The sequence below is a fragment of the Paracoccus isoporae genome (genome assembly GCF_900101865.1).
GTDB lineage: Bacteria > Pseudomonadota > Alphaproteobacteria > Rhodobacterales > Rhodobacteraceae > Paracoccus > Paracoccus isoporae.
In genome coordinates, this window is record NZ_FNAH01000002.1 from 103,547 (window position 1) to 117,966 (window position 14,420).

Sequence of the window (14,420 nt, forward strand, 5' to 3'; positions counted from 1 at the left end):
GGGGGAAGATGGTCGCACAGCCCGAACTCGACTTCGCGGTCTCCACGGCGCAGCAGGTCTATCGCTGGCTGCGCGAGGAAATCCTGCGCGGCAATCTCATCCCCGGTGCGCGGCTGAGCGAATCCGAAATCTCCGGGCGCATCGGCGTCAGCCGCCAGCCGGTGCGCGAGGCCTTTATCCGCCTCGCCGCCGACGGGCTGGCCGAGATCCGCCCGCAGCGCGGCACCTATATCAGCCGGATCTCGGTCTCGGCCGTGATGTGCGCGCGTTTCATCCGCGAGGCGGTCGAGAGCGACCTGTCCCGAAAGGTCGCCGCGCGGGCCGATGCGGAGATGGTGCGGCGCTTCGAGGCCGAGATCGCCGCGCAGCGCCGGGCGCTGTCGCGCGAGGACGCGGTGGAATTCGTCAATCTCGACGACAGGTTTCACCGCCTGCTGGCCGTCGAGGCGGGCGAGGATGCGGTGTGGTCGGTGCTGGAAGGGCTGAAATCCCAGATGAACCGGCTGCGCCACATCACCGTGAAGGCGTTCGACGCCCATAAGCTGATCGACCAGCATGAAGCCATCGTGGATGCGCTGCGCGCCGGCGACGCGGACGCGGCCGAGGCCGCCATGCGCCGGCATCTCTGCGAGGTGCTGCACGATCTGCCCGAAATCCAGAAACGCGCGCCGGATCTGTTCTGCCCGTGACCGCCCGCCGCGTTTCAGCAAGTTCAACAGGAGGAGACCACCATGACCAATCTCAATCGCCGCCAGTTCACCATACTGGCCGGAGCCTCGGTTCTGGCCGCACCCGCCATCAAGGCCCATGCCGCCGAGGTGACGCTGAAGCTGGGCCATCTGGCTAATGAACAGAACAGCTGGCACAAGGCCGCGCTGAAATTCGGCGAGGAGGCCGCGCGGCTGAGCGAGGGCCGGATCGCGGTCGAGGTGTTCCCGAACGAATCGCTCGGCAAGGAAATCGATCTCATCAACGGCATGCAGCTCGGCACGGCCGACATGACCATCACCGGCGAAAGCCTTCAGAACTGGGCGCCGATGGCGGCGCTTCTGGCGGTGCCCTACGCCTATCTGTCGCTGGAGCAGATGGACGAGGTCGCCTCGGGCGAGATCGGCGCGCAGATCGAGGAACAGATCATTTCCAACGCCCAGATCCGCCCGCTGACCTATTTCGCGCGCGGCCCGCGCAACCTGACCTCCAACCGCGAGATCGTGACGCCCGACCAGATCGACGGGCTGAAGCTGCGCGTCCCGAATGTGCCGCTGTTCGTGAACACCTGGCAGGCGCTCGGCGCGCAGCCGACGCCGATGGCATTCAGCGAGGTCTTCACCTCGCTGCAGAACGGCACCATCGATGCGCAGGAAAACCCGCTGGCGCTGATCGAGTCGGCGAATTTCAACGAGGTCCAGCAATTCGTGAACCTGACCGAGCATGTCCGGTCCTGGATCTATTTGACCATTTCCGAGATGAAATGGAGCCAGATGTCCGAGGCCGATCAGGCCGCCCTCACCGAGGCCGCGCAGATCGCGCAGGATTACGAGCGCGAACTGTTCCTCGCCGATGAGGACCGGCTGGTCGAGGCGCTGCAAGAGCGCGGCATGACCTTCGTGGACAGCGACCGGGAGGCCTTTGCAGCCCAAGCCCGCGACGCGGTTCTGGGCAGTGTCGGCGACGAGATCCGCCCGATCGTCGAGGACCTGTTTGCCGCGCAGGGCTGATCCCTGGCGGGCGGACGGTTCCTGACGCTTCGCCCGCCCGTCCCCGATCCATCGGCCACGCCCCGAGTCGGGCGTGCCCCCATTCGCTGTGAGGAGGACAGAGATGAACGCGCTGATCCACTGGGTCCGACTGATCCTGAGGGCGGGCACCGCGCTGTCCTTCCTGGTGCTGATTGCCTCGGTCACCATGCAGGTGGCCGGGCGCACGATGGGCGGCTCTCCGGTCTGGACGGAGGAGCTGACGCGGTTCGCGCTGCTCTATCTGGCCGGATTCGGCACCGGGCTGTCGCTGCTGTCCGGTGATCTGGTCAATGTCGATCTGGTCAGCGAAAGCCTGCCGGGCCGGGTGCCGTGGCTTCTGCGGCTGATTTCGGGGCTGATCGTGATCGGCTTTGGCGCGGTGCTGATCGCACCGGCCTGGCGCTTCACCCAGATCGGCGCGATGCAGACCTCGCCCGCGATGGGCGTGCCGATGAATTTCATTCATGGCAGCGTGCTGCTTTTGCTGGCGACGCTGACGCTGGCGGGGGTGCTGCGCGTGCTGGGGATGGTGACCGGGGTGAGCGACGGCAAGCCCGAGCATCTGGTGGGAGAGACCGAATGAGCCTGGCGATCCTCGGACTGACCTTCCTGCTGGGGCTGATCATCGGGCTGCCGGTGGCGATCACGCTCGGCGTCTCCTCGATTGCCTATCTGCTCTATCAGGGCATGCCGCTCGTCGTGGTGCCGCAGAAGATGTATGCGGGGATCGACGTGTTCGTGCTGCTGTGTATTCCCGGCTTCATCCTGGCCGGGAACCTGATGAACAGCGGCGGCATCACCGAACGGATCATCCGCTTTGCGCAGGCACTTGTCGGCTGGATCCGGGGCGGGCTGGCGCAGACCAATGTGGCCTCCTCGATGCTGTTCGGCGGGATTTCCGGCACGGCGGTCGCGGATGCGGCCTCGATCGGCGGGATGATGATCCCCGGCATGAAGAAAGCGGGCTACCCGGCGGATTTCTCGGCCGCGGTGACGGCGGCGTCGTCGACGGTGGGGCCGATCATTCCGCCATCGGTTCCGATGATCATCGTGGGATCACTGGCCGGGATCTCGGTCGGCAAGATGTTCATCGCGGGCGCACTGCCCGGCATCATGCTGGGCCTCGCGATGATGGTCACGACGTATATCATCGCCGTGCGCCGCGGCTTTCCCCGCCAGCCCTGGCAGGGCTGGGGCGAGCTGGGGGCGTCGTTTCTGGGGGCGTTCTGGGCGCTCGCCATGACCGCGCTGATCGTGGGCGGGATGCTGACCGGCTTCGTCACCCCGACCGAGACCGCCGTGATCGCCTCGATCTACGCGGTGGTGGTCGGCGCCTTCATCTACCGCGAATTGCCGCTGGCGAAGCTGCCGGGCATCCTGATCGACAGCGCCGTCTCCTCGGCCGCGATCCTGGCGCTTGTCGGCATCGCCAATGTGTTCGGCTGGATCCTGGTCAGCGAGCGGATCCCGCAATTCATCGCCGAGTCGGTGCTGTCTGTGACCGATAACAGGATCCTGGTGATCCTGCTCATCAACATCGTGCTGCTGATCGTCGGCATGTTCATGGAGACCATCGCCGCGCTCATCATCCTGTTCGTGCCGCTGCTGACCCTGGCGCAGAGCGTCGGCGTCGATCCGATGCATTTCGCGGTCTTCGCCGTGCTGAACCTGATGATCGGGCTCAGCACCCCGCCGGTCGGGGTCTGCATGTTCATCTGCGCCAATATCGCCCGCGTTCCGCTCGGGCCGGTGATCCGGGCGCTGATTCCCTATCTGATGACCAACATCCTCGTGCTGCTCCTGGTGTCCTATGTGCCGTGGATCAGCACCTGGCTTCCCTCGCTGATGGATTGAGACATGCCACAGGACATTGCCTGCCGCCTTCATGCCGCCCGTGACCTGCGCGTCGAGCCCCTGTCGGAGCCGTTGCGCGCGGCCGATGCGGCGCTGATCCGGGTGCTGCGCGGCGGGATCTGCGGCTCGGATCTGCATTACTACCACGATGGCGGCTTCGGCCCGATCCGCTTGCAGGAGCCGATCATTCTGGGCCATGAGGCCGCCGGGATCGTCGAGGACGCGCCGGAGGGGTCCGGTCTGCGCAAGGGCCAGCTTGTCGCGCTGTCACCATCCCGTCCCTGCGGCACATGCGATTTCTGCCGCGCGGGCGATGAACGTCACTGTGTGGAGATGCGCTTCAACGGCTCGGCCATGCGCGTGCCGCATGAGCAGGGGCTGTTCCGGGATCTGCTGTATCATCCTGCGGCGCAATGCTTTGCACTGCCAGACGGGGCGTCACCACAGGAGGCCGCCGGGGCGGAGCCGCTGGCGGTCTGCCTGCACGCGCTGAACATGGCCCCGCCGCTGACGGATCGGCGGGTGCTGATCACCGGCGCGGGTCCGATCGGCGCGATCTGCACGGCGCTTGCGCGGCTGCGCGGCGCGGCCGAGGTGGTGGTGACGGATGTGCAGGATTTTACGCTCGATGTGGCGCGGCGGATGGGTGCCGACCGGGTGGTGAATGTGGCCAGCGATCCTGACGGGTTGGCCGATCTGGCGCCGGGCAAGGGGCGCGTGGATATCGTGCTGGAATGTTCGGCCAATCCGCATGCCATCGCGCAGGCCATCGCGGTGACGCGCCCGCAGGGCAGCATCATCCAGATCGGGGTCGGCGGCACGCTGCCCCTGCCGCTGAACATGATCGTCAGCAAGGAGTTGCGCCTCTGCGGCACCCATCGCTTCGACGCCGAGTTCGGCGAGGCCGTGCGCATGATCGGCGCAGGAGAGATCGACCTGTCGCCCATGGTGACGCAGGTCATCCCGGCGGCCGACGCGGGGCGCGCCTTCGATCTGGCGGGCGACCGGGCGCAGGCGGTCAAGGTCCAGCTCGCGTTCGGGGGCTGATCCGTGCCGGTGATTGCCGAAATCGAGGATCTGCGCCGGATGCATCGCCGCCGCGTGCCGCGGATGTTCTATGATTACGTCGATGTCGGCTCGTGGAGCGGGTCCACCTATCGCGCCAATCGCGACGATTTCGACCGCATCCTGCTGCGCCAGCGTGTCGCCCGCGATATCGAGCGCCGCAGCCTGGCCAGCCGGATGATGGGCGAGGATGTCTCGATGCCGGTGGCGCTTGCGCCGGTGGGGCTGCTGGGGATGCAGCACGCGGATGGAGAGATCCAGGCCGCCCGCGCGGCCCGCGATGCGGGCGTGCCCTTCACCCTGTCCACCATGTCGATCTGCTCCATCGAGGATGTGGCGGCGGCGACGCGGGCGCCGTTCTGGTTCCAGCTCTACACGCTGCGCGACGAGGAGTTTCTGGACAATGTGCTCGACCGCGCGCGCCGCGCCGGGGTCGAGATGCTGGTGCTGACGCTCGATCTGCAGATCCAGGGGCAGCGCCACGCGGATCTGCGCAACGCCATGACCGCGCCGCCGCGCCTGACCGTCGCCAATCTGATCGACATGGCCCGCCGCCCGCATTGGTGCGCAGGCATGGCGCGCACGAAGCGGCGGGGTTTCGGCAATATCATCGGCCATGCCAGGGGCGTGACCAATATGGGCGATCTGATGGAATGGACTTCGCGCCAGTTCGATCAGCGGCTGGATTGGGCTCGCGTCGAGCAGATCATCGCGAAGTGGGGCGGCAAGGTGATCCTCAAGGGGATCAACGATCCCGAGGATGCGCAGCGCGCGGTGCAGACCGGGGCCGATGCGATCCTGGTCTCGAACCATGGCGGGCGGCAGCTTGACGGCGCGCCCTCCACCATCCGCATGCTGCCCGCGATCCGCCGGGCGGTGGGGCCGGAGTATCCGCTGTATCTCGATGGCGGCGTCCAGTCGGGGCAGGCGGCGCTGAAAGCCATCGCCAGCGGCGCGGACGGGGTGTTCATCGGCCGGGCCTTCACCTATGGGCTCGGCGCGATGGGGCAGGCGGGGGTGACCCGCGCGATCGAGATCATCCGGCGCGAGATGGACATCACCATGGCGCTGTGCGGCGTCAACGACATTGCCGATTTCGGGCCGCACTGCCTGTGGTCGCCGGAATTGGAACAGACATTCAGGGAAGGGCGCGGATGAGACAGACATGGCGTTGGTTCGGACCGCAGGACCGAGTCTCGGTCGATGACATGCGACAGGCCGGTGTTCAGGGCGTCGTCAGCGCGCTGCATCATTTGCCGACCGGCGCAATCTGGACGCCGGAGGAGATCGCCAAGCGGCAGGAGGCAATCGGCCTGATGCGCGACGGCCAGCCCTCGGGTCTGGCCTGGGAGGTGGTCGAAAGCCTACCGGTCAGCGAGGCCATCAAGACCCAGACCGGCGACTGGCGCGCCCATGTCGAGAATTGGATCACCTCCATGCGGAACCTGCGCGACGCCGGGATCGATGTGATCTGCTATAATTTCATGCCGGTCCTCGACTGGACACGCACCGATCTGGCCTGGCGGCGACCCAGCGGCGCAACCTGCATGCGCTTCGATTTCACCGATTTCGCGGCGTTCGACATTCATATCCTGCAACGCCGCGGCGCAGCCGAGGATTTCCCAGACGACGTGCGCGAGGCGGCCGACAGGCGCATTGCCGAGATGGACGACGCGCAGCGCGAGGCGCTTGCCGGCAATGTCGTCTTCGGGCTGCCCGGCGCGGCGGAGCGCTTCAGCCTTCAGGATGTGCGCGACCTTCTGGACAGCTACGCACCGGTCACCGACGCGGTGCTGCGCCGGAACTTCCATGATTTCCTCGAACAGGTCGCCCCCGCCGCGCAGGAGATCGGCGTGCGGCTGTGCTGCCATCCCGACGATCCGCCGTTCAGCCTGCTCGGCCTGCCACGGATCATGTCGACCGAGGCGGATTACGCCGAACGCATGGCGGCGGTGGATCTGCCCGCCAACGGGATCACGCTCTGCGCGGGCTCGCTCGGCGCGCGGCCCGACAATGATCTGCCCGGCATGATGGCGCGGCTGGGGGATCGGGTGCATTTCCTGCATCTGCGCAATGTGCGGCGCGACGGCGACGCGATCCGCGGCTCGTTCTTCGAGGATGAGCATCTCGGCGGGCAGACCGACATGGTGGCCCTGGTCGATGCGGTTCTGGCCGAGGAGGCGCGGCGCCGCGCCACGGGCCGTGCGGATGCCGAGATCCCGATGCGCCCCGATCACGGGCAGGACATCCTGGATGACATCGGGCGCGGCGGACAGCCCGGCTATCCGGCCATCGGGCGGCTGAAGGGGCTGGCAGAGCTGCGCGGGGTGGAAATGGCGCTGCGTTACCGCGATGCGCTGAAAGAAGGAGGTGCGGCATGACCAGGCGTCTGACCGATTGCACCGATCTGCCGCGCGACGTGCAGCGCCCCGGCTATGACCGCGCGGCGCATGGGATTGGGATCCTCCATCTCGGGCTGGGGGCGTTTCATCGCGCCCATCAGGCGGTCTATACCGATGACGCGCTCGCCGCCGAGGGGGGCGACTGGCGCATCCGCGGCGCCAATCTGCGCAGCCGCGAACTGCCGGAGGCGCTGAACGCGCAGAACGGGCTCTACACGGTGGTGGAGCGGTCCGGGCAGGAGCGGGCGCGGGTGATCGGGGCGCATGGCGCGGCGATCGGCGGCGATCCCGCCGCGGTGCTGCGCGCGGCCTGCGATCCGGCGATCCGCATCCTGTCACTGACCGTCTCGGAAAAGGCCTATGGCATCGACCGCGCGGCGATGGATCTCGATGAGAGCCACGCGGCCGTGGCCGCTGATCTGGCCCGGCCGGATGCGCCCGCCGGGGTGCTGGGGATCGTCACCGCCGCCCTGCGGACCCGCCGGGCCGCGGGGACCGCGCCCTTCACCGCGCTGTGCTGCGACAACCTGCCCGAGAACGGGGCGCTGCTGCGCGCAGGCGTGCTGGGCATGGCCCGGCGGCGCGACCCCGATCTGGAACGCTGGATCGCGGAGAACGTGGCCTTCCCCGCCACCATGGTCGACCGCATCACCCCCGCCGTGACCGACAGGACGCTGGAAGATGCCGCGGCGCTGACCGGCCATCGCGATCTGGCCGCGGTCGAGACCGAGCCGTTCAGCCAATGGGTGATCGAGGATCACTTCCCGCAGGGCCGCCCGGCATGGGAGGCCGGCGGGGCAGAGCTGGTGGGCGATGTCCGCGCGCATGAGGCGATGAAGCTGCGCATGCTCAATGGCAGCCATTCGCTGCTGGCCTATGCCGGGCAGATGCTGGATCTGACCTATGTGCGCGACACGGTGGACGACCCGGATCTGGAGCCGCTGATCCGCCGCCACATGCAGGCCGCCGCCGCCACGCTGCCCAAGGCGGCGGGGATCGAACCTGACGGCTATGCGCGGGCGCTGATGGCGCGTTTCGCCAATCCCGCCATCGCGCATGAGACCCTGCAGATCGCCACGGACGGGACCGAGAAGGTGCCGCTGCGCTGGCTTGCCCCGGCAGCCGACCTGCTGCGGCAGGGCGGGGATGTGCGGGCGTTCCAGTTCGCCGTCGCGGTGTGGCTGGCCTGGCTGTCGGATCTGGCGCAGCGCGGCGAGGCCCCCAACGATCCGCGCGGCGCGGCGCTGCAAGATCTCGCGCGGCAGGCGGGCGACGACGATGCCGCACTGCTGCGCGGGGTGATGGGTCTGCCGGGGTTGATGCCGGCCGGGCTGGCCGGTGACGAAGGCTTTGCGGATGGCGTCATCGACCGGCTGGGTGCGATCCGCCGAAACGGGTTGCGCGCAGTGATGCGGCAGGAGCTGGCGGCATGACGGGACAGAAGATCCTCTCCATCGGCGAGGCGATGGTGGAGCTGTCGCAGGCGCCGCCTGCCGGGGCCGGTGGGGCAGGCGATCTGTGGCGGCTGGGGTTTGCGGGCGACACGCTCAACACCGCCTGGTATCTGCGCCGCCTGCTGGCACCGGACTGGGAGGTTGCGTATCTCACCCGCGTCGGGCTGGGTGGGTTCTCCGACCGGCTGCTGGAATTCATCGCGGCCGAGGGGATCGACACCGCCCATATCGCCCGCGATGCGTGGCGCGAGGTCGGGCTTTATGCAATCTCGCTGAGCGAGGGCGAGCGCAGCTTCTCCTATTGGCGCGACTTTTCTGCGGCGCGGTGGCTGGCCGATGATCCGGCGCTGCTGGCGCGCGCCCTGGACGGTGTGGGTGTGGCCTATCTGTCGGGGATCACGCTGGCGATCCTGCCGGAGCAGGGCCGCGCGAACCTGCTCGCCGCCCTGGCCGCGGCGCGAAGGGCGGGCACACGCATCGTGTTCGATCCCAATCTGCGGCCGCGGCTGTGGCCCGATCTGGACATGATGCGCGCGGTGGTCAGCGAGGCCGCGGCGAGCTGCGATCTGGTCATGCCCAGCTTCGACGATGAGCGCGAGTTCTTCGTGGATGCCGACGCGGATGGCTGCGTCGCGCGTTATCTCGATCTGGGCGCCGCGCAGGTGATCCTCAAGGCCGGGGGCGATCCGGTCCGCTTCGGCGGGGCCGAGGGCGCGGGCGTGGTGGGTGATCTGCCGCGCGAACGCCCGGTGGACACGACCGCGGCCGGGGACAGTTTCAATGCGGGCTATCTCGCGGCGCGGTTGCAGGGGCAGGGGATCGAGACGTCGATCCGTCAGGCGCATGATCTCAGCCGCAAGGTCATCGGCCACCCCGGCGCTTTGGTCCGCGAAGCGGTCGCATCACACGCCGCGGCGGACTGAGCCGCGCAGCGGAGGCCCTGCCGGTCAGGCCACCCCTTCGACCAGCGAGCGGACGGACTCCGTCGCCGGATCGTCGCGCAGCGCGTCGGGTGTGTCGAACTGCACGATCCGCCCGTGATCCATCACCGCGATCCGGTCGGCAAGCGCCCAGGCCTCGGCCCGGTCATGGGTGACCATGATCGCGCCCACCCCGGCCTGTTTCTGCAAGGCCCGCACCTCGCCGCGCAGCGATTGGCGGACCTGCGCGTCAAGCGCGCTGAACGGCTCGTCCATCAGCAGCAATTGCGGGTCGATGGCGAGCGCGCGGGCCATGGCCACGCGCTGCCGCTGCCCGCCGGAGAGCTGCGCCGGGTAGCGGTCGGCCAGATCCGGCAGCTCGACCATCTCCAGCAACTCACCCACCCGCGCGGCAATGCGTTCGCGCGGCGGGCGGCGCGCGCCCTCCATCACCTTCAGACCGAAGGCCACGTTCTGCGCCACTGTCATGTGGCGGAACAGCGCATAGCTCTGGAACACCATGCCGAAGCGGCGCTTTCCGGCGGGCAGGCGGGTGATGTCGCGCCCGTCCAGCACCAGCCGGCCCCGATCGGCATGGGCGAGCCCGGCGATGATGTTCAGCAGCGTCGTCTTGCCCGATCCCGACGGGCCGAGCAGGGCCACGAACTCGCCCGGCGCGACGCTCAGCGACACGCCCTTGAGGATCGGCGTGTCGCCGAAAGATTTGTGAATGTCTAGCGCCTCGAAACTCATGCATGTGCCTCTCTGTTCGGGCCGAAGCGGTTCAGCACGCTGCGCAGCACCAGTGTGACCAGGGCCAGCAGCGTCAGCACCGTCGCCGCGGCGAAGGCACCGGTCGCGTTGTAATCGTTATAGAGCAGCTCGATCTGCAGGGGCAGGGTCATGGTGCGGCCACGGATGGCGCCGGACACGACGCTGACCGCCCCGAATTCGCCCATCGCGCGGGCCATGGTCAGCACCGTGCCGTAAGCCAGCCCCCAGGAGATATTTGGCAGCACCACATGGCGGAACATCTGCCAGCCATTCGCGCCAAGCGTCAGCGCCGCCTTCTCCTCCGCCTCGCCGGTCACCTGCAGCACGGGCAGGATCTCCCGCATCACGAAGGGGCAGGTGACGAAAAGCGAGACCAGCACGATCCCGATCAGGTTGAACATGAGCTGGATGCCGTAAGGCTCAAGCGCCGCGCCGACCGGGCCATACGCGCCGTAGATCAGCAGGAAACACAGCCCCGCCACGATGGGCGACATGGCAAAGGGCAGCTCGATCAGGATCAAGAGCGCCCGGCGTCCCCAGAAGCGGTAGCGCGCGACCAGCCAGGCGGCGGCCACGCCGAAGACGATATTGACCGGAACGACGATCATCGCGGCGATGATGGTCAGCCGGATCGCCGCCAGCGTCTCCGGGTCGCGGATCGCGGCCAGATAGGCACCGGCCCCTTCGGCGAAGGCGCGATCGAAGATCGCCACCACCGGCAGCAGCACCATCGCCGCCAGAAACATGAGCGCGAGCGCGATGAGGATCGGTTTCGCCATCGCTAGCCCTCGCTCCGCAGATAGGATTGCAGCCGGTTCTGCATGACGTTGATCGCCACCAGCAGCACCAGCGACAGCGCCAGCAGCGTGCCGGCCACGGCGGCGGCGGCGGGATAGTCGAACTCATCCAGCCGGATGAGGATCAACAGCGAGGCGATTTCTGTCTCGTAGGGCATGTTGCCGGCGATGAAGATCACCGCGCCGAATTCCCCCAGCGAGCGGACGAAAGACAGCCCGATCCCGGTCAGGATCGACGGCAGCAGCGGACGCAGCAGGACGCGGAAGAACATCTGCCGGCCCGTCGCGCCCAAAGTCAGCGCGGCCTGTTCCTCGTCACGGTCCAGCTCCTCAATGGCGGGCTGGATGGCGCGCACGGCGAAGGGGATGGAGGTGAAGGCCATCGCGATCACGATCCCCCACCATGTATAGGCGATCTGAATGCCCAACGGCTCCAGCAACTGCCCGACCCAGCCGGAGCGGTCATAGAGCGCCACGAGCGCGATCCCGGCCACGGCGGTGGGCAGCGCGAAGGGCAGATCGACAAGCGCATCCATCAGCCCGCGGCCGGGGAAGCGATAGCGGGTCAGCACCCAGGCCAGGATCAGGCCGAACACCCCGTTGATCGCCGTCGCGGCCGCCGCGGCGGTGATCGTCACGCGCAGCGCCGCCAGCACCCGCTCCGAACTCATCACCCGGAGATAGTCGCCGGGGCCGAGCTGTCCCAACTGCCACAGAAGCCCGCTCAGCGGCAGCAGAACGATCAGGCACAGAAACAGCAGGGTTATCCCCATGGACAGGGAAAACCCCGGCAGGATGCGCGGCTGTGGTCGTGCCAGTGCAGTCATGGTTGCGTCCAGTATCGTCCCGCCGGGAAAAACCGAAGCCTCCCGCACGGGTTCCGCGCGGGAGGCGATATGCGATGTCCTGAAATCAGTTCCGGAACACCTGGTCAAGCGTGCCGCCATCGGCGAAATGCGTCTCCTGCGCCTCGGCCCAGCTTCCAAACACGTCCTCCACCGTGATCAGGCGCACCTCGGGGAACTGATCGGCGGTCGCCTCGACCACCTCCGGGTCATGGACGCGGTTGTTGAAGGACGCGATGATCTCCTGCGCCTCGGTCGAGTAGAGAAAGTTCAGATAGGCCTCGGCCACATCGGTGGTGCCGCGCTCCTCGGCCACCTTGCGGACAAGCGCCATCGGGAATTCCGCCAGCAGCGAGACGGAGGGGACGACGCGCTCATAGGCACCTTCATCCTCGGCCGCGCGGATATTTTCGACCTCGGCTTCGAAGGTGATCAGCACGTCACCGATGCCGCGCTCGACAAAGCTGGTGGTGGCCCCGCGCCCGCCCGTGTCGAACACCGCGACATTGCCCAGCATCTTGCCGACGAAGTCCTGCGCTGCCGCGTCATCGCCCTCGAATTTGTCGAGCGCATAGGCATAGGCGGCCAGATAGGTGTAGCGCGCATTGCCGCTGGTTTTCGGGTTCGGGAACACGATCGAGACATCCTCGCGGATCAGGTCGTCCCAGCCCTGGATGTCCTTCGGGTTGCCGCCGCGCACGAGGAAGGCGGGCAGGGAGTAATAGGGCGAGGCGTTGTTCGGCAGGTCCTGCTGCCAGTCCTCGTCCACGAAACCGTTATCGGCCAGCACCTGCACGTCGAGCACCTGATTGAACGTCACCAGATCGGCTTTCAGGCCCTGCAGGATGGCGCGGGCCTGTTTGGACGACCCGGCATGGCTTTGTTCGATGGTCAGCGTCTCGCCGGTCTCCTCGGCCCAGTTCTCGATGAAGACCGGGTTGAGCGCGGCATAAAGTTCGCGCGCGATGTCGTAGGAGACGTTGAGCATGTCGCGCTCCTGCGCCTGCGCGGAGCCGGTGAACCCGGCGAGCGCGATGGCAAGCGCGCCGAGGCTGCGGCGGGCGAAGGGGGCGGGGAATCGTGCGGTCATGGTGCACTCCTGAAGAAATCCGTGTTGCCCGCAAATGGTATGATTGTTCCCCAAATTGCAACATCCGGCGATTTCATAAGGAAATAATTCCGAGAGCATCGCATAGAGCGGACAGGCAGTTCCGAGTGGGGGCAGCGCGGCCAATTCTGTTCACCGCGCTTGCGGCCGCGGGCCGGTCCGTCTGGACGGCGGCGATCCGGCACGAAGACCCCGCTTGCGACAGGGCCGCGAACGCGTCCAGTATTGCGCCATGACGCCGCCCGAGACAGACCCCGCCTATCGCATCCGCATCAGCTTCGGCGCGCGGGGCGTGATCGGCCCCGGCAAGGCCGAATTGCTGGCGCGGATTGCCGAGACCGGCTCCATCGCCGCGGCGGGTCGCGGCATGGGCATGAGCTACAAGCGCGCCTGGCAGTTGGTCGAGGCTATGAACGCCATGTTCTTGGCGCCGGTGGTGGAAACCGCGCGGGGCGGAGCCAAGGGCGGCGGGGCGCGGCTGACCGAGACCGGACAGACCGTGCTGAGCGAATACCGCGCCATCGAGGACCGGGCGCGGCAGGCGGGGGCGCCGCATCTGGCGGCGCTGATCGGACTGATGCGCGATATGCCCGACGGAAAATAACGCTTGATCTCGGCGGCGATCCTTGCGTTATTCCCGGTTAAACATATCGAAATGGCTTGAACCCGCAGATGACCCGACAGCCCGGCAGGACCATCCGAAGCTCCGCGATGCTGGCGGCGCTTGGCGTCGTATCCCTGGCGGGCGGCGCGGCCGGGGCGGAGGAGATCACGGTCTTTGCCGCCGCCAGCCTCGCCAACGCCATGACCGAGATCGAGGCCGGGTTCGAGGCCGAGACCGGCCATGATCTGACGGTGTCGCTCGCCGGGTCTTCCGCGCTCGCCCGGCAGATCCAGCAGGGCGCGCCCGCCGATATCTTCATCTCGGCTAATCCGGGCTGGATGGACGCGCTCCAGGCGGAGGGGCTGATCGAGCCGGGCAGCCGCCTGGACCTGCTGTCCAACCGGCTGGTGCTGATTGCGCATGGGCCCGACGCGGCCCGGATGGAGAGCGGCGCGGATGCCGATCTGGCCGCGCGGATCGGATCGCAGCGCCTGTCGATGGCGCTTGTCGATGCGGTGCCGGCAGGGATCTATGGCAAGGCCGCGCTCGAGACGCTGGGTCTGTGGGACGCGGTTTCCGGACAGGTGGTGCAGACCGACAATGTGCGCGCGGCGCTCGCCCTTGTCGCGTCGGGAGAGGCGGGGTTCGGGATCACCTATGCCACCGACGCGGTGGCAGAGGGCAAGGTCTCGGTGATCTGGCAGTTTCCCGAGGACAGCCACCCCCCGATCGTCTATCCGGTGGCGGATCTGGCCGGGCGCGACCTGCCCGCTGAAACCGATTTCATGGCCTATTTGCGCGGCCAGCAGGCCCGCGCGGCGTTCGAGGCGCAGGGCTTCACCGTGCTGGTGGAGTGAG

Annotated in this window: 15 protein-coding genes; 11 read left to right on the forward strand and 4 right to left on the reverse strand. The window is 67.7% G+C overall.

What is annotated here, in order from left to right; all coding sequences use genetic code 11:
* The first annotated feature begins 8 nt into the window (after positions 1–8).
* From BLT73_RS04150 to BLT73_RS04190, 9 genes are all read left to right on the forward strand, one after another.
* Positions 9–689, forward strand: coding sequence for a GntR family transcriptional regulator (locus tag BLT73_RS04150; protein WP_090521854.1), 681 nt, complete (start codon positions 9–11; stop codon positions 687–689).
* A gap of 42 nt (positions 690–731) precedes the next feature.
* The gene (locus tag BLT73_RS04155) at positions 732–1,718 is read left to right on the forward strand and encodes a TRAP transporter substrate-binding protein (protein WP_090521182.1); all 987 of its coding nucleotides are present in this window, start codon (positions 732–734) and stop codon (positions 1,716–1,718) included.
* Between the two features lie 103 nt (positions 1,719–1,821).
* The gene (locus BLT73_RS04160; protein WP_090521183.1) at positions 1,822–2,322 is read left to right on the forward strand and encodes a TRAP transporter small permease; all 501 of its coding nucleotides are present in this window, start codon (positions 1,822–1,824) and stop codon (positions 2,320–2,322) included.
* Positions 2,319–3,593, forward strand: coding sequence for a TRAP transporter large permease (locus BLT73_RS04165; protein WP_090521184.1), 1,275 nt, complete (start codon positions 2,319–2,321; stop codon positions 3,591–3,593). Before BLT73_RS04160 ends, BLT73_RS04165 begins: the two co-directional genes overlap by 4 nt.
* 3 nt (positions 3,594–3,596) lie before the next feature.
* Complete coding sequence (locus BLT73_RS04170; protein WP_090521187.1) at positions 3,597–4,640, forward strand: L-idonate 5-dehydrogenase; 1,044 nt, start codon at positions 3,597–3,599, stop codon at positions 4,638–4,640.
* 3 nt (positions 4,641–4,643) lie between these two features.
* On the forward strand, positions 4,644–5,816 hold the full coding sequence (locus BLT73_RS04175; RefSeq protein WP_090521188.1) for an alpha-hydroxy acid oxidase: 1,173 nt from the start codon (positions 4,644–4,646) through the stop codon (positions 5,814–5,816).
* Positions 5,813–7,039, forward strand: a complete 1,227-nt coding sequence (gene uxuA / locus BLT73_RS04180) for a mannonate dehydratase (protein WP_090521189.1) — start codon at positions 5,813–5,815, stop codon at positions 7,037–7,039. Before BLT73_RS04175 ends, uxuA begins: the two co-directional genes overlap by 4 nt.
* A complete protein-coding gene (locus tag BLT73_RS04185) occupies positions 7,036–8,493 on the forward strand; it encodes a mannitol dehydrogenase family protein (RefSeq protein WP_090521190.1) in 1,458 nt (485 codons plus the stop codon). Before uxuA ends, BLT73_RS04185 begins: the two co-directional genes overlap by 4 nt.
* Positions 8,490–9,437, forward strand: a complete 948-nt coding sequence (locus BLT73_RS04190; protein ID WP_090521192.1) for a sugar kinase — start codon at positions 8,490–8,492, stop codon at positions 9,435–9,437. Before BLT73_RS04185 ends, BLT73_RS04190 begins: the two co-directional genes overlap by 4 nt.
* A gap of 24 nt (positions 9,438–9,461) precedes the next feature.
* On the opposite strand, the gene BLT73_RS04195 is transcribed toward BLT73_RS04190, so the two are convergent.
* The 4 genes from BLT73_RS04195 to cysP form a co-directional block, all read right to left on the reverse strand.
* Entirely contained in the window at positions 9,462–10,187 is a 726-nt protein-coding gene (locus BLT73_RS04195; RefSeq protein WP_090521194.1) for an ABC transporter ATP-binding protein, read from the reverse strand.
* Positions 10,184–10,987, reverse strand: coding sequence for a sulfate ABC transporter permease subunit CysW (gene cysW, locus BLT73_RS04200; RefSeq protein WP_090521196.1), 804 nt, complete (start codon positions 10,985–10,987; stop codon positions 10,184–10,186). Before cysW ends, BLT73_RS04195 begins: the two co-directional genes overlap by 4 nt.
* Positions 10,988–10,989: 2 nt before the next feature.
* A complete protein-coding gene (gene cysT, locus BLT73_RS04205; protein WP_090521219.1) occupies positions 10,990–11,832 on the reverse strand; it encodes a sulfate ABC transporter permease subunit CysT in 843 nt (280 codons plus the stop codon).
* Positions 11,833–11,917: 85 nt separating this feature from the next.
* Entirely contained in the window at positions 11,918–12,940 is a 1,023-nt protein-coding gene (gene cysP, locus BLT73_RS04210) for a thiosulfate ABC transporter substrate-binding protein CysP (RefSeq protein ID WP_090521221.1), read from the reverse strand.
* A 250-nt stretch (positions 12,941–13,190) separates the two neighbouring features.
* Here cysP and BLT73_RS04215 point away from each other — a divergent pair, with 250 nt between their 5' ends.
* Both BLT73_RS04215 and modA read left to right on the forward strand, forming a co-directional pair.
* A complete protein-coding gene (locus tag BLT73_RS04215; RefSeq protein WP_090521222.1) occupies positions 13,191–13,562 on the forward strand; it encodes a winged helix-turn-helix domain-containing protein in 372 nt (123 codons plus the stop codon).
* 68 nt (positions 13,563–13,630) lie between these two features.
* The gene (gene modA / locus BLT73_RS04220; RefSeq protein WP_425438800.1) at positions 13,631–14,419 is read left to right on the forward strand and encodes a molybdate ABC transporter substrate-binding protein; all 789 of its coding nucleotides are present in this window, start codon (positions 13,631–13,633) and stop codon (positions 14,417–14,419) included.
* The last annotated feature ends 1 nt before the right edge of the window (position 14,420 follow it).

Bases quoted from the DNA above. Each gene is read 5' to 3' on its own strand.
- BLT73_RS04190 (WP_090521192.1), top strand. From the start codon at position 8,490: ATGACGGGACAGAAGATCCTCTCCATCGGCGAGGCGATGGTGGAGCTG.
- modA (WP_425438800.1), top strand. From the start codon at position 13,631: ATGACCCGACAGCCCGGCAGGACCATCCGAAGCTCCGCGATGCTGGCG.
- BLT73_RS04160 (WP_090521183.1), top strand. From the start codon at position 1,822: ATGAACGCGCTGATCCACTGGGTCCGACTGATCCTGAGGGCGGGCACC.
- BLT73_RS04155 (WP_090521182.1), top strand. From the start codon at position 732: ATGACCAATCTCAATCGCCGCCAGTTCACCATACTGGCCGGAGCCTCG.
- BLT73_RS04170 (WP_090521187.1), top strand. From the start codon at position 3,597: ATGCCACAGGACATTGCCTGCCGCCTTCATGCCGCCCGTGACCTGCGC.
- BLT73_RS04215 (WP_090521222.1), top strand. From the start codon at position 13,191: ATGACGCCGCCCGAGACAGACCCCGCCTATCGCATCCGCATCAGCTTC.
- BLT73_RS04165 (WP_090521184.1), top strand. From the start codon at position 2,319: ATGAGCCTGGCGATCCTCGGACTGACCTTCCTGCTGGGGCTGATCATC.
- BLT73_RS04195 (WP_090521194.1), bottom strand. From the start codon at position 10,187: ATGAGTTTCGAGGCGCTAGACATTCACAAATCTTTCGGCGACACGCCG.
- BLT73_RS04185 (WP_090521190.1), top strand. From the start codon at position 7,036: ATGACCAGGCGTCTGACCGATTGCACCGATCTGCCGCGCGACGTGCAG.
- cysT (WP_090521219.1), bottom strand. From the start codon at position 11,832: ATGACTGCACTGGCACGACCACAGCCGCGCATCCTGCCGGGGTTTTCC.
- BLT73_RS04150 (WP_090521854.1), top strand. From the start codon at position 9: ATGGTCGCACAGCCCGAACTCGACTTCGCGGTCTCCACGGCGCAGCAG.
- uxuA (WP_090521189.1), top strand. From the start codon at position 5,813: ATGAGACAGACATGGCGTTGGTTCGGACCGCAGGACCGAGTCTCGGTC.
- cysW (WP_090521196.1), bottom strand. From the start codon at position 10,987: ATGGCGAAACCGATCCTCATCGCGCTCGCGCTCATGTTTCTGGCGGCG.
- cysP (WP_090521221.1), bottom strand. From the start codon at position 12,940: ATGACCGCACGATTCCCCGCCCCCTTCGCCCGCCGCAGCCTCGGCGCG.